The organism is Sphingobacterium sp. HMA12, assembly GCF_002933815.1.
GTDB lineage: Bacteria > Bacteroidota > Bacteroidia > Sphingobacteriales > Sphingobacteriaceae > Sphingobacterium.
On record NZ_BEYR01000001.1, the window covers coordinates 1684725 to 1699136 of the forward strand.

The window sequence follows — 14412 nt, forward strand, 5'->3', positions numbered from 1 at the left end:
ATGCGCGCGCTTTTTACGACCTGTTTTATCATTGGCGCGCTCCTGTTGGCGCTCATCGGCTGTCAGAACGAAGTTGACATCAGAACAGCACAGTACAGTGTCAATGGTCAAAAAGTGTATCTCACACATTGTCAGAATTGCCATGGCGAAAAGGGCGAAGGATTAGGAAATCTATACCCTCCACTGACCGATGTCAAATTTCTGGAAAACAATCGGCAAAAGCTTGCCTGCATAATCAAGTACGGAGCTGCCGGAGAATTAGAAGTCGCAGGAAAGAAATTCAATTCTACCATGCCGGCCTCAAATCTTTCGGCTATTGATATCGCCTACGTACTGACCTATATCAACACGAAGATCAATAAAGGCAAGGATATCTTTCCCTTAGCGGATGTAGAAAAGCAACTGAAAAATTGCCAATAAAAAAAGGAACTTTCATAAAGTTCCTTTTTTTATTGGCTTATCGGCAGCAACATTCCTTCATACTACTGACAAAAAAAATAATTACCCAAAGCCAAAACAATTTAAATCTTTTTTCCTTATTGTATTATTGGTCCAAATTGTTTTAGCATTTATTGATTTATAACAATAATTTGACAGTTTGCTTCCAAATTAATCACTAATTTTGCAACCGAATGAACGTTCGATTGATGAATTCTAATGAAAAAATTGCAGCTGTCTTTGCTGCCACACTTAAACTGATACACACAAACGGCTTCCACGGGACGCCAATGAGTAAAATTGCACAGGAGTCTGATGTAGCGATAGGAACTATCTACCACTATTTTCCCTCAAAAGATGATCTGATCTTTGCACTGTTCAAACATTGCCGGTCGCTATTGAACGATTATATATTTGACGGCATAAAAGAAGACTTTGATTATAAAGCTTCTTTTTTTCATGTGTGGCGCAACTTTGTCAAGTTTTACTTAGAAAACGAAACGGTATTCAGTTTTTTTGATCAGTTTTTTTCTTCACCCTATCATGAAAAGAATAAAGCGGAGATACAGGAGCCTGTCGGTGGTCAAAATAAAGTACTCGACTTTTTGCAGGAAGGCATTGACAGAAAAATTTTAAAACAGGTAAACGTCCACCTTTTAGTGGCTAGTTATATCGGAGTAGCTTTGTCTACGGTACATAGCATCAAATTCAAAGACCTACAGTTCTCTGAACAGAATATGGGGGAACTGATGGAGATCATTTGGGACGGTGCCGTTAATAGAAATAAAAATAATTAATTAGATATATGAAGTTTAATAAAATCGTTTATTCCTTAGCGACTCTGTCGCTCTTGAGTAATACAGGATTTGCACAACAGCAATCTGAAAACTTGCCGCCAAACGCGACGCTTCAGCAGCTGATAGATTATGCACTACGCAATCAAATTTCTGTAAAACAAGCACAATTGGATGAGACCATCGGTGAAAAGGATATCGATATCTCCCTTTCAGGCTGGTACCCCCAATTGGGTTTGAAAGGAAGCTATAACTATAATGTGATTGTCCCTGTGGTCAATATCGGTGGAAATAATATCAAAATGGGTCAGAACCATGCCAGTGCATTGACCCTACAAGCAGACCAACAACTTCTGAATCCCGAATTGATACAGGCAAGAAAGGCTGCATCATTGGTTCGACTGGGCAACAAACAAAACACAGAAAGCAAAAAAATAAATGCGGTTGTTGAGGTCAGTAAAGCTTATTATGATATCCTGACAACAGAAGAGATGATTAAAATTGTCCGCGAAAACATTGCTAGGCTCCAAAAACAGCTGAAAGATGCAAAATCGCAGTATGATGTCGGGGTGGTGGACAAAACAGATTACAAAAGAGCGCAGATCGCTTTGGCTAATTCCAACGCAGACGAAAAACGCAATGTCGAATTGCGGAAATATAAGTATGAATATCTGAAACAGCTACTAGCGTTAGATAAAAATCAAAATCTGACGTTATCATTCAATAACAGCAACATGGAATCCGAAATTTTATTGGATACTACAGCTGGGGTAAGTGTTTCCAATCGGATCGAGTTCCAACAATTGGAAACATCAAAAAAGATCCAACAATTGAACACACAATATTATAAATGGACCTATTTACCAAATGTAAGCGCCTTTTATAACTATGCATTCAATTATCGGAATGATAAATTCAGTAAGCTCTATAACGACAATTTCCCGGGATCTGTAGCCGGACTGAACCTTTCGTTTTCTATTTTTGACGGTTTTAAACGAAAAAAACAAGTCAATAAATCCAGGTTGCAGGAAGAACGCATTGACTGGGATATCAAGAATCTGGAAAACAGCATCAATACGGAGTATGCCTTATCAAAAGCCACCTACAATGCAAATCTCAACGACTGGAAAACAGCAAAAGAGAATGTAGAATTGTCCAAAGAGGTTTATGAAACGATCAAACTGCAATACGATGAGGGCATCACAAAATACCTGGATTTAATGACCGCTGAAAATGATCTCAAAATAACGCAATTCAATTATCTGAGTGCCCTTTATGCGCTATTGTCAAGCAAATTGGATGTTCAAAAAGCGGTTGGGGCGATCCAAACTAATTAATCAACTAAAACGGAAACTAATACAAATCATGAATAAAAGACAATTATTATTCGCTTTCTTCCTTGGGACGGCTTTAGTATGGACCTCTTGTGGAAATAAAGATGCAAAAAAGCAAGGTGCAGCACAGGCTCAGGCCGAGAAGGTTGTTCCTGTTACCTTTGGCGCAGCATCACATGAGACTGTTACGGGAACCATAAGTTACCCAGCAACAGTCAAACCGTTGAACGAAGCAGACCTATTTGCGGAAGTAAGCGGGTATATTACTAAAATATATGTTTCAGATGGTGCTGTGGTCTCTAAAGGTCAAGCCTTATATGAGATTGACGGAACACGTTATAATGCAGCGGTACAACAGGCCAAAGCAAGTCTACAAATCGCACAAACAGACCTTGATCGTCAAAAAAGAGATTTAGCGCGTTACCAAACTTTGGCGGACAAAGATGCGATCGCTAAACAGGTTTATGATAATGCCGTATCAAATGTTGCTTCTTCACAAGCACAAGTAGAATCTGCACGTGCAGCATTGGTGACAGCCAATACCAACCTTTCCCGCTCTACGATCCGTGCGCCGTTCTCCGGAACCATCGGCATATCGCAGGTACGCTTAGGTGCTTTGGTCAATCCCGGCACTACACTACTCAATACGCTATCATCGACAAGCCCGATCGCTATTGAGTTTCAGGTGAACGAAAAAGATATCAGCAAATTTGCCCAAATGCAGAGCAGCCATGCTTCTTCGGACCTTTCTCTCCTCTTGCCGGACGGAAGTACCTATGAAGGTAAAGGAAGTATTACGACCATTGACCGTGCTGTTGATCCAGCGACAGGAACAATTAAAGTAAGGGCTACTTTCCCCAACAATTCCAATGCGTTAAGGGCTGGTATGAATATCACGATGAATGTGTCAACCACATCGGCAGCTGAAGAAGTCGTGGTTCCTTACAAAGCTGTTTTTGAGCAATTGGGTGTATTTAACCTGTATGCCGTCAACGATAGCAGTAAAGCTGAAATCCGTCAGGTAAAATTAGGTATTAAAGCCGGGGATAAAATCGTGATTAAAGAAGGTGTCAAAGACGGTGAGAAAATCATTGTTGATGGTACCATGAACGTCCAAAATGGTGTTAAAGTTGTCGATGCTGCCACTGCTGCCCAACAAGCTGCAAAAGGCGCTCCACAAGGAAAATAGCAGCATTAATTTTTTAAAGAGAATCTAAAAGATAGAGAATGATTTCAGAAGTATTTATTAAGAGGCCAGTTACCGCAATCGTTATTTCGATATTGATTTCAATTATCGGAATTATTGCAGTTTCTACTTTGCCAATTAGCCAGTACCCTTCTATTGCACCTCCAACCGTAACAGTTACAGCAAACTACACGGGTGCAGATGCACAGACGGTTGAACAGACCGTGACAACGCTGATTGAGAGTCAGATCAATGGTACACCTGGCATGATTTATATGTCGTCAAATAGTACTTCAAATGGTCAAGCAACAATTACTGTTACATTTGAAGTAGGTACCGACATCGATATTGCAACCCTGGACGTCCAAAACCGTGTCGGGATTGCAGAACCTGCCCTTCCAGAAGCTGTTAGACGCTTGGGGATCACTACCCGTAAAGCCAATAACGATATCTTGATGTTGGTAGCTTTAACATCACCCAAAGGAACAAGGGATGAAAATTTCTTGGCCAATTACAACAACTTGTACGTCAAAGATGCGTTATTACGTGTCAAAGGTGTCGGTGATGTAACGGCCTTCGGCCAACCTTTCTCCATGCGTGTATGGCTAGATGCCAATAAGTTAGCTAATCTAAGCATGACACCTGCAGATGTTTCCGCAGCGATTGCCGAACAGAACACCCGTATACCGGGAGGTAGTGTCGGTGGACGTCCACAAGAGTCTTCAACGGTATTCGAATATCCAATCATTACAGATAGTGACTTGTCAAATCCGGAAGACTTTGAAAACATTGTTGTAAAAACCAATAAAGATGGATCCATTGTACTTTTAAAGGATGTCGCTCGTGTAGAACTGGGTCAATTTAGTTATGGAACATCATCTACTGTAAATGGCATGACCTCATCTGCGATGATGATCAATCAAACGCCGGGTGGAAACGCCGTAGAATCTGCAGAAGGTATTGTTGCTGCCCTGGAAAAATTAAAGCAATCCTTTCCAACTGACGTCGATTATACTATCAGTTACGAGACCGTTTCTGTTGTAAACGCTTCCATTTCTTCGGTAATTCATACCTTAGTTGAAGCATTAATACTGGTAACTATCGTCGTATTCTTCTTCTTACAAAGCTGGAGAGCGACATTAATTCCTGTTCTAGCGATTCCAGTATCGATTATTGGTACCTTCATCTTCTTCCTGATGTTTGGTTTCTCGGTCAACAATTTGACGATGCTTGCCTTTGTATTGGCCATCGGTATTGTGGTGGATGACGCCATCGTTGTGGTAGAAGCGGTACAACATTATATTGACCACTATAAACTGGATGCAAAAGAAGCGACCCGCCGTGCAATGGGCGATATTACTGCGCCGGTTATCGCGATTGCCTTGATCTTGGCAGCGGTATTCGTTCCGGTAGGATTTATTCCGGGGATGGTGGGTAAACTGTACCAACAATTTGCGATTACCATCGCCGTATCGGTTATGTTATCCGCATTTATTGCTCTTTCCCTAACTCCAGCACTATGCTCAATTTTATTGAAACCAACAGCTGTACACGAAGGTGCAAAAGGATTGAACAAGTTCTTCTACAAATTCAACGTTTGGTTTGAAAAAGTAACGATCAAGTACTCACGGGGTGTAAAACAATCCATCAAAAAGGCGCCGCTTGTGTTGATTATCCTTTTATGTATCTTTATTGGTACTGGTTATATGTTTACGACAAAACCAACAGGATTTATCCCTTCCGAGGACGGTGGTGCATTTTTTGCAGGTATTACGCTGCCAGAAGGTTCTTCTGCTGCACGTACAAACGAGGTGCTTAAAGAGATTGAAGCGGATCTACATAAGACCTTTCCTGAAATCAAATATGTTACCGCGATCTCTGGTATCAATATTTTGAACCGTGCCTTCAAATCCAATGGTGCGACAGTTTTCGTTTCGCTCAAACCTTGGGAAACACGGACACGCACGGCCAGCGATATCGCCGGTATGATCATGGGCAAATACATGGGTTATACCAAAGCAAGAGTGTTAGCGGTAACACCACCAGCTATTCCGGGCTTAGGTACATCCGGAGGTTTCTCCTTGCAGGTACAAGATTTACAAACGGTAAATATCAAGGACTTCGAAGCTACCGTGGGTAAATTCCTCATGGCTGCCAACCAACGTCCAGAAATTGGAATGGCTTATACGATGTTTAACACCAATTCGCCAAACTACAAATTGGAAGTCAATCGTGAGCAAGCAAAACGTATGGGAGTTCCCATATCAAGTATCTATTCGACAATATCGTCATATTTGGGTAGTAGCTATGTTAATGACTTTACGAAGTATGGCCGTAGCTACCGTGTCGTTACACAAGCCGATATCCCCTACCGTATGAACATTGAAGACATCAACAAACTTTATGTCAACAATACGATGGGGAATCCGGTACCAATGGGTACGCTCGTTAAATATGAATTAATAACGATGCCTTCGATCATCAACCACTATAATATCTTTAGAAGTATCGAGATCAACGGTAGTTCGGCTCCAGGTTACTCGTCCGGGGATGCATTGAAAGCCCTACAGGAAGTTGCAGCGCAGACCTTACCGGAAGGTTTTGATTACCAGTTCTCAGGACTTTCATTACAGGAGATGCAGTCAGGATCTAAAACCATTCAGATCTTCGCCTTGTGTATTCTGTTTGTATTCTTGCTATTGGCAGCCTTGTATGAAAGTTGGTCAGTACCATTCTCTATCCTCCTATCAGTTCCTTTAGGAGTATTTGGAGCGATCTTGACCTTGACCTTGATACCGTCTTTAGATAATAATATCTATGCACAGATCGGTTTGGTAACCATTATCGGTCTAGCGGCCAAGAATGCGATCCTGATCGTGGAATTTGCCAAAGAACGGGTAGACATCGGAATGAATCTCTATGAGGCGACATTGGACGCTGTAAAATTGCGTCTACGTCCGATCATCATGACTTCTTTTGCCTTTATCTTGGGTATTATTCCATTGATGTTGTCACACGGAGCTGGTGCCATCTCCCGCCAAACAATCGGCTGGACGGTATTCGGAGGTATGACTGCAGCAACACTTTTGGCAATCTTTATCGTTCCCGTGCTGTTCGTAGTAATCACAAGGATGGCTTACGGCAAGAAAAAACTAGCTGAACTGGAAGCTAATTTCGATGAAGAAAAAGCGAAGAATTTAAGTGCACACTAAGCAAACAACAGTTTGCAGTATGCGCGACCAGTATACATGATACAAAAAGCAAGCGACCTTTCTTTCTGACGAAAGAAAGGCCGCTTGCTTTTTGTGCTTCCAATTATAATTTTTAATTTTACCGCACACTATTAAAAGTATATGTCACCTGAATCACAACGTAAATTCGAACTGCTAAACCTTCTTGCCGAATCCTATGACGCTCTACTATTCGACGTCGATGGCACACTGGCTGATAACATGGATGCCCATAAACAAGCCTATAAGGCCGCTGCCAAACAATATGGCGTTGAGCTGGATGTCAACTTAATTGATGAAACAGCTGGCTGGCCTACCGTAGCCGTTGCTGCGGAAATTAGCAAACGCTATGGCGTAGACTTTGACCACCAGGAATTCTCAACACTTAAATCTACGATATTTAGAGATGAATATGTTTTTAAAACAAAACCTGTCGATTACGTTGTTGAACATTTGAAGTACCAAAAAGGTAAAAAACATATTGCTGCCGTCTCGGGCGGAACAAGGACAACCTTGTCCATGACGTTGAATACAATCGGTGTATGGAATGACCTGGAAACATTGGTATGTGCCGGAGATACCCCAGAAGGTAAACCCTCCCCACAACCTTTTCTGCTCGCAGCTTCGCAATTGAATATTGCTCCTGAAAAATGCTTAGTCTACGAAGATGGAATTCCCGGAGTTGAAGGTGCTAAAGCCGCTGGAATGGGCTGGGTCCGCGTAGATGAACTATAAACAGATTTAATGATCGACCATAAAAAAGCCCTTGAATTATTTCTATTTTCAAGGGCTTTTCCTTTTTTCGTGATCTCCTCTTTTTTTGCTGACTGATCAACTCCGGGAGGATTCACTTTTATTTTTGTCAGTCGCCTTTTTACTAGAAGCTTGTAATAATTTTTACACCACCATTGCTATAATTCAGATCAGACGAGCGCAAACCTCCAACAGGAAGTTTATAATAAGGTTCCACAGAGATTGAAAGTTTGCCGACTTTCTGTTTTCGTCCGACTGAGAAATTCACAAACCCATTCACACCTTTATCATCCACATTCTTATCTGTGGAGGTTTGTTTATATTCTTTATTGTTGGTTTCATAAATTGTAGCCCGTTCCTGATCCAATACACCAACATAAGAAACCCCTACCGAGGTATAGAAATTTTTACTGATCGCATAACGGACATCAACTGGAATATCTACGGTTAAGATTTTACCGGAAACACGTTCGTTACTTTTAGCATCTTTAGCATCCGCCGTGCGCATTACCAAAGGATTATTCAGACTACTGGGCTGTGAAAGATAATTTGGGGCATCAGCAACAAACGAATTTGAAGCCATCGCGGGTGTGATGGGCGTATTCCCTGACATTGCTCCATAATGCTGAATAGAAGCACCGGATCGGATACTGATCTTACTCGAAACATTATAAGCCAGGGCAACTCCGCCCCCAAGGGTGATGCTCTCTGAAGTAGAAGCCGGTGAGACAAATGCCCCCAGTTCCCATTTACTGTCGAGATCATTCCCGTTTTTCAGCACGACAGCGCTCTTCCGATTTCCCTGCTGCTCCGCATATAGCGCAGAAAGGCGTGCAGCTTCACGCTGTGTCTGTGTATAGGTTGGGATTGTATTTGAATTTGTTGATGCTACAGTTGAACTGGATGGCGCACCAGCTTTCGTTGCACCCAGGACAGCTGAGGAAGCAGCAACTGTAGGCTCATCCAGATTGATCTGTGCGGATAGGGTACTATTTCGCAATTGCATACGCTGCGCCCCACCCAAAGCGGAGAAATTATTTGATACACGAATATTATTTCCGCTCACTGCTTTTCCATCAAATAAGACAAACCTTTGTTTTTGACGATCATCAGCAGAAATACTTCCCACTTTCGAATAGGTAAACGGCCTATCACGCATCAATTCCTGTTCACTCAATCCCTGCGTCCCGGTCCCATCGGACAACGAACGCTGAATGGATTCTTTTAAATCTTTGTTATCCGCGAGCACCTCGCTATCTTTCTGATGCTTGGTGACAACCGGTGATGATGGAAGGACTGCAGAATTATTTTTCACCCCCCAATAGCCAGCACCAAAACATAAAAGTACTGCGGCTGCCGCACTCCAATATTTCCATGCGGAAGAAGGTGGTGTTGCTACCTCATACCTTGATGCAAATTTTTCCCATGAACCTTCCCGATAAGGTAATTCATGGTCTTTTAATTGCCCAATGATTTCTTCTATCAATTCTTTTTTCTTATTGCCTTCCATTGTAACAACACTATTTATCTTATTTCTTGTACTACACCTGTATAGTCCAAGTATAATTTTCTCAGTTTTTGCTTTGCCCTTGTCAAGTAAGTACGTGACGTACTATCCGGTATATTTAGCATTTGGGCAATTTCATCATGCGAATACCCTTCTATTTCATAGAGATTAAAAATAGTTTTCTGAATTTCGGGGAGCTGATCCAACAAGCTCAAAATCTCGTTTACTTCCAGACGACTATCCAATTGCACCGATGGTGTATGCATATCTCCTTCAGCCATATCCTCAACAGAATACAACTGTTTTTTACTCCGTAGAAAGTCAATTGAGATATTTGCAGCGATTCGACCTATCCATGCCCGAAACGATTTTTCGAGGTTCTCCGCATCGATATCCCTATTGAAGGACTCCAATTTTCGAAAAATCCGGACAAAGCTCTCATTCACAAGTTCCTCGGCATCGACATCCTGTTTGACATAACGGATGATGATTGCCATGAGGTAGCCATAATATTTTTTATAGACGAAAGCCTTGCCGTCCTCGCGATTTCGCAAGCAACGTTCCAGGGCATCATGTAAAGATGATAGCTTCTTGTTATAAAAATATGACTGAATAATTCCCACTTAAACTATTTAAATATTAAGCTTCAAATAACGAAAATAAAATTATAAAACTTAAAATCAAATAGTCGAATGTCCCCGCTTAATATCACTATTTAACTATTTTTCTTCTTTTAACGGTCGCCGTTTGTATTTCGCTACAGTGCTTTCAAAAAAATCAATAAAAAGAATTGAAAAAAATGGCTATTTTTGCATGATTTTCACATTTTAAATATTATTCAGACCGAATGAGTACTGTATTATCCGAACAGGAACAACTTAGAAGACAGGCGATGCAATCCTTGTTGGATATGGGAATCGAGCCTTTTCCAGCAAATGAATTTGTCGTCAACGCACACGCTGCCGATATTTTAGAAAACTACGATAGAGATAAATTGAATTATAAGAACATTACCATCGCCGGACGTATCATGAGCCGTCGCGTGATGGGAAGCGCTTCATTTTTTGAAATTCAAGATTCTACCGGACGTATTCAGGCTTATATCAAGCGTGATGACGTATGTCCTGATGAAAATAAAGATCTCTACAATGTTGTTTTCAAAAAACTTTTGGATATTGGCGATATTGTAGGTGTCAAAGGATATGTTTTCACGACACAAACTGAAGCAATTGCAGTACACGTGGAGGAACTTACCGTATTATCCAAATCCTTACGTCCTCTTCCAGTGGTTAAATCTGCTGAAGGCAAAACATTCGATGCCTTTACAGATCCCGAGCAGCGCTACAGAATGCGTTACGTTGACTTAATTGTAAACCCTGCCAATAAAGATATATTTGTCAAACGTACCAAACTTTTCAATGCCATGCGTCAATTCTTTAACGACGCTGGTTATATGGAAGTAGAAACACCCGTTTTACAATCTATCCCCGGAGGTGCCGCAGCCCGTCCATTTATCACGCATCACAATGCATTAGATATCCCTTTATATCTTCGTATTGCAAACGAACTTTATTTAAAAAGACTGATCGTAGGTGGTTTTGATGGTGTGTACGAATTTTCCAAAAACTTCCGTAACGAAGGAATGGACCGTACGCATAACCCCGAATTTACCGCCATGGAAATCTATGTAGCTTACAAGGACTACAACTGGATGATGGATTTCACAGAACGCCTTTTGGAACACTGTGCACTTGCTGTAAACGGGACCACCGAAGCTACATTTGGCGAACATAAAATTGATTTCAGAGCGCCATATAAGCGTATCTCGATGACCGATTCCATCAAAGAATTTACAGGATTTGATATCACCGGCAAAACCGAAGAAGAAATCCGTGTAGCTGCAAAAGGAATGGGTATCGACGTTAACGAAACAATGGGTAAAGGCAAGTTGATCGACGAGATCTTCGGTGCGAAATGTGAAGGTAATTACATTCAGCCAACATTTATCACCGATTATCCAAAAGAGATGTCACCATTGACCAAAAAACATCGCGATAATCCAGATTTAACAGAACGTTTCGAGTTAATGGTCTGTGGTAAAGAGATTGCCAATGCTTACTCCGAATTGAATGACCCAATTGATCAACGCGAACGCTTTGAAGATCAATTGAAACTTTCAGAGAAAGGTGATGATGAAGCCATGTTTATTGATCAGGATTTCTTGCGCTCTTTGGAATATGGTATGCCGCCTACTTCCGGTTTAGGAATAGGTATGGATCGCCTAATTATGTTCCTGACAAATAATGCTTCTATCCAAGAAGTATTGTTCTTCCCACAAATGCGTCCTGAAAAGGTAGCAAAAGTTGCGGACGTGAAGGACTATGAAGAGCAAGGCATTCCTGCAGCATGGGTACCCGCATTACAAAAAATGGGTTTTACCACGATCGAAGCCTTAAAAGAAGCCAACCCAAATAAGGTTTTCAATGATCTTGGCGGCATGCGTAAAAAACTAAAACTAGACATAACTATGCCGAGCAAAGAAGAAGTGCTGGCTTGGTTTAACTAATACAATGAATCTAACATCGGCGGACTAACATCCGCCGATGTTATTTGAGTATACCCCATACCCAAAGGATAATACCTAACTATCCCGATCAATAAAACCGAAAATCCCCCATTGAGAAACTGTAGGCCACCCCAATTTATCATCTAACGCAAACATGCACCTGATCGGCTATATTTTTATTACAAAAGCCTTTGGCTCAAAAGGGCAATCTAAATTGTAAACATTTTCTATATTTACGTATCTTGAATTAAAATAGCTTTAGCGTATGAAGAGCATACTTGCCCTTGATGGCGGTGGTATTCGGGGGATTATCCCGGCTATGATACTAGTGGCTTTGGAGGAAAAATTACAAAAAAAAACAATGGATCCCAATGCGCGGATCGCTTCTTATTTTGACTTTATTGCCGGCACAAGCAGTGGCGGAATTCTCACAAGCATCTTATTGTTCCCCGAAGAAGGAAATCCTACGCACCCTAAGTTTTCAGCACGCGATGCTTTAAATCTATTCGTCAACCACGGTACAGAAATCTTTCACACCTCCAAATGGCGGCGTTTTCTGGGTGGATTCGGTCTGGTGAGTGAATTGTATTCCTCGGCCGCCTTGTCGAATGTGCTGGACAAATATTTTCAAAATGCACGATTAAGCCACCTGATCAAACCCTGTATTATCACGGCCTATAACATCGAGCTCCGTAAAAATCATTTTTTTAGACAACAGAAGGCAATCACCCATGGCGAAGCGCGCGACTTTTACCTCAAAGATGTCTGCAAAGCTACTTCGGCAGCCCCCACGTTCTTTCCTGTTGCCGAAATATATTCAATATCCAATACCAGATATCCGCTCATAGATGGAGGAGTGTTTGCACAGAATCCTTCTATCTGCGGTTTACTTGAGGTGTTAAAAGCCTTCAACAGTACACAGATCAACGATATGTTTATGGTTTCCTTGGGTACCGGGGTATCAAAGACAGCCTACAATTACGAACACTTCAAAAAAAAGCTTGCCATTCAGATCGGTCCGGCCCTTGTGGACATCATGACCAGCGCCTCTTCCGAAAGTACGGAGTTTTTTATCAAGCAATTGTTTAGAAGTAACGGAAAACAACAAAATTACGTTCGTCTGGAGCCGTCAAACCTATCCAGTATCAACGCTTCCTTAGACGCAGCCTCCCCAAACAATATCCAGAAACTCATTTCCTTATCAGATAAGCTGATCAGTGAACATGAGGATACACTGGATTACATCATCGAACACCTTATCAAAGAAAAGAATCAGAATAAAAAGAAAAATCCTTGGAGCCAGTTGATGGATAAATTCTAAAAGGTTACTTTTACGCATATTTAAATCTATTATGGCATTAAACTACGTTTGGGTTGCATTTTTTTTAATCACATTTGCCGTAGCCCTTGTAAAACTTATCTTTTTCGGAGATACCGAAATCTTCCAACAAATTGTCAACTCCATCTTTGACAGCGCTAAAACCGGAGCTGAAATCTCCTTAGGGTTGATCGGGATGATGAGTTTTGCCCTTGGAATCATGAAAATTGGTGAAAAAGGCGGCATGATCAATATCTTCGCAAAAATCGTAGGCCCTTTTTTCCATAAATTATTTCCCGAAATCCCCAAGAACCATCCCGCTCTCGGATCTATCCTGATGAATTTTTCTGCCAATGCGCTTGGTCTGGATAATGCAGCAACGCCTTTGGGACTTAAGGCAATGAAGGAACTCCAAGAACTGAATCCCAATAAGGAAACGGCAACGAATGCCCAGATTATGTTCATTGTGCTCAATGCATCCAGCCTCACGCTATTGCCGATTTCCATTATGGCTTATCGAAAAGAAGCAGGTGCACCAGATCCTTCTGACGTCTTTCTTCCGATTTTGATCGCAACCTTCTTTTCCACCCTAGTAGCCTTGATCCTTGTTGCTATTTATCAAAAAATAAACCTCTTCAACCGTGTTGTTTTAGGCTATTTAGGTGCCATGGGGTTATTTATCGGTGGATTATTATATTATTTTTCAGGACTACAGCAAGCTGAAATAGAGATTTTTAGCAAAGTATTTGGTAATGTGATCCTGTTTAGCCTCTTCACTTCTTTTATAGGTTTGGCGCTTTTTCGCAAAGTTAATGTCTACGATTCTTTTATTGAAGGTGCTAAAGAAGGATTTGAAGTTTCCGTCAAAATTATTCCTTATCTGGTGGCCATGTTGGTCGGCATCGCTGTTTTTAGAGCTTCAGGAACGATGGATTATATGGTTGCCGGAATATCCAAGGGCATTGCCCTATGTGGTTTGGATACCTCTTTTGTCGATGCGCTCCCGGTTGCATTTATGAAACCCCTTAGTGGGTCGGGTGCCCGTGGATTAATGGTTGACCTGATGAATGCCAAAGGTCCGATGGACTTTGCAGCACGTGTCGCCTGCGTCATTCAGGGCTCCACTGAAACAACTTTTTACGTACTGGCAGTCTACTTTGGTGCCGTGGGTATAAAACGGACGAGACATGCCTTACCTTGTGCCTTACTGGCTGAACTGGCGGGTGTAATTGCGGCTATTATTATATCCTATATTTTCTTTAAATAGCATCTTTAAGCATTGCCTA

General features: G+C 41.5%; 11 protein-coding genes. 9 read left to right on the forward strand and 2 right to left on the reverse strand.

Annotated features, from left to right (window positions below; all coding sequences use genetic code 11):
* From HMAT_RS07300 to HMAT_RS07325, 6 genes are all read left to right on the forward strand, one after another.
* The gene (locus HMAT_RS07300) at positions 1 to 420 is read left to right on the forward strand and encodes a cytochrome c (RefSeq protein WP_104382090.1); all 420 of its coding nucleotides are present in this window, start codon (positions 1 to 3) and stop codon (positions 418 to 420) included.
* 227 nt (positions 421 to 647) lie between these two features.
* Positions 648 to 1235 carry a TetR/AcrR family transcriptional regulator gene (locus tag HMAT_RS07305; RefSeq protein ID WP_158655657.1) on the forward strand — a complete coding sequence of 196 codons (588 nt, stop codon included), beginning with the start codon at positions 648 to 650 and terminating at the stop codon, positions 1233 to 1235.
* Positions 1236 to 1243: 8 nt separating this feature from the next.
* On the forward strand, positions 1244 to 2569 hold the full coding sequence (locus HMAT_RS07310; protein WP_104382092.1) for a TolC family protein: 1326 nt from the start codon (positions 1244 to 1246) through the stop codon (positions 2567 to 2569).
* A 28-nt stretch (positions 2570 to 2597) separates the two neighbouring features.
* A complete protein-coding gene (locus HMAT_RS07315) occupies positions 2598 to 3755 on the forward strand; it encodes an efflux RND transporter periplasmic adaptor subunit (protein WP_104383339.1) in 1158 nt (385 codons plus the stop codon).
* A 38-nt stretch (positions 3756 to 3793) separates the two neighbouring features.
* A complete protein-coding gene (locus HMAT_RS07320) occupies positions 3794 to 6964 on the forward strand; it encodes an efflux RND transporter permease subunit (protein WP_104382093.1) in 3171 nt (1056 codons plus the stop codon).
* 141 nt (positions 6965 to 7105) lie between these two features.
* On the forward strand, positions 7106 to 7717 hold the full coding sequence (locus HMAT_RS07325; protein ID WP_104382094.1) for an HAD family phosphatase: 612 nt from the start codon (positions 7106 to 7108) through the stop codon (positions 7715 to 7717).
* A gap of 142 nt (positions 7718 to 7859) precedes the next feature.
* Here HMAT_RS07325 and HMAT_RS07330 read toward each other — a convergent pair whose 3' ends face one another.
* Positions 7860 to 9245 carry a hypothetical protein gene (locus tag HMAT_RS07330; RefSeq protein WP_104382095.1) on the reverse strand — a complete coding sequence of 462 codons (1386 nt, stop codon included), beginning with the start codon at positions 9243 to 9245 and terminating at the stop codon, positions 7860 to 7862.
* A gap of 14 nt (positions 9246 to 9259) precedes the next feature.
* The gene (locus tag HMAT_RS07335; protein WP_104382096.1) at positions 9260 to 9865 is read right to left on the reverse strand and encodes an RNA polymerase sigma factor; all 606 of its coding nucleotides are present in this window, start codon (positions 9863 to 9865) and stop codon (positions 9260 to 9262) included.
* Between the two features lie 224 nt (positions 9866 to 10089).
* On the opposite strand from HMAT_RS07335, the gene lysS reads away from it, so the two are divergent.
* From lysS to HMAT_RS07350, 3 genes are all read left to right on the forward strand, one after another.
* On the forward strand, positions 10090 to 11808 hold the full coding sequence (gene lysS, locus HMAT_RS07340) for a lysine--tRNA ligase (protein WP_104382097.1): 1719 nt from the start codon (positions 10090 to 10092) through the stop codon (positions 11806 to 11808).
* Between the two features lie 265 nt (positions 11809 to 12073).
* Positions 12074 to 13129 carry a patatin-like phospholipase family protein gene (locus HMAT_RS07345; RefSeq protein WP_104382098.1) on the forward strand — a complete coding sequence of 352 codons (1056 nt, stop codon included), beginning with the start codon at positions 12074 to 12076 and terminating at the stop codon, positions 13127 to 13129.
* A gap of 31 nt (positions 13130 to 13160) precedes the next feature.
* Positions 13161 to 14393, forward strand: coding sequence for a nucleoside recognition domain-containing protein (locus HMAT_RS07350; RefSeq protein WP_104382099.1), 1233 nt, complete (start codon positions 13161 to 13163; stop codon positions 14391 to 14393).
* The last annotated feature ends 19 nt before the right edge of the window (positions 14394 to 14412 follow it).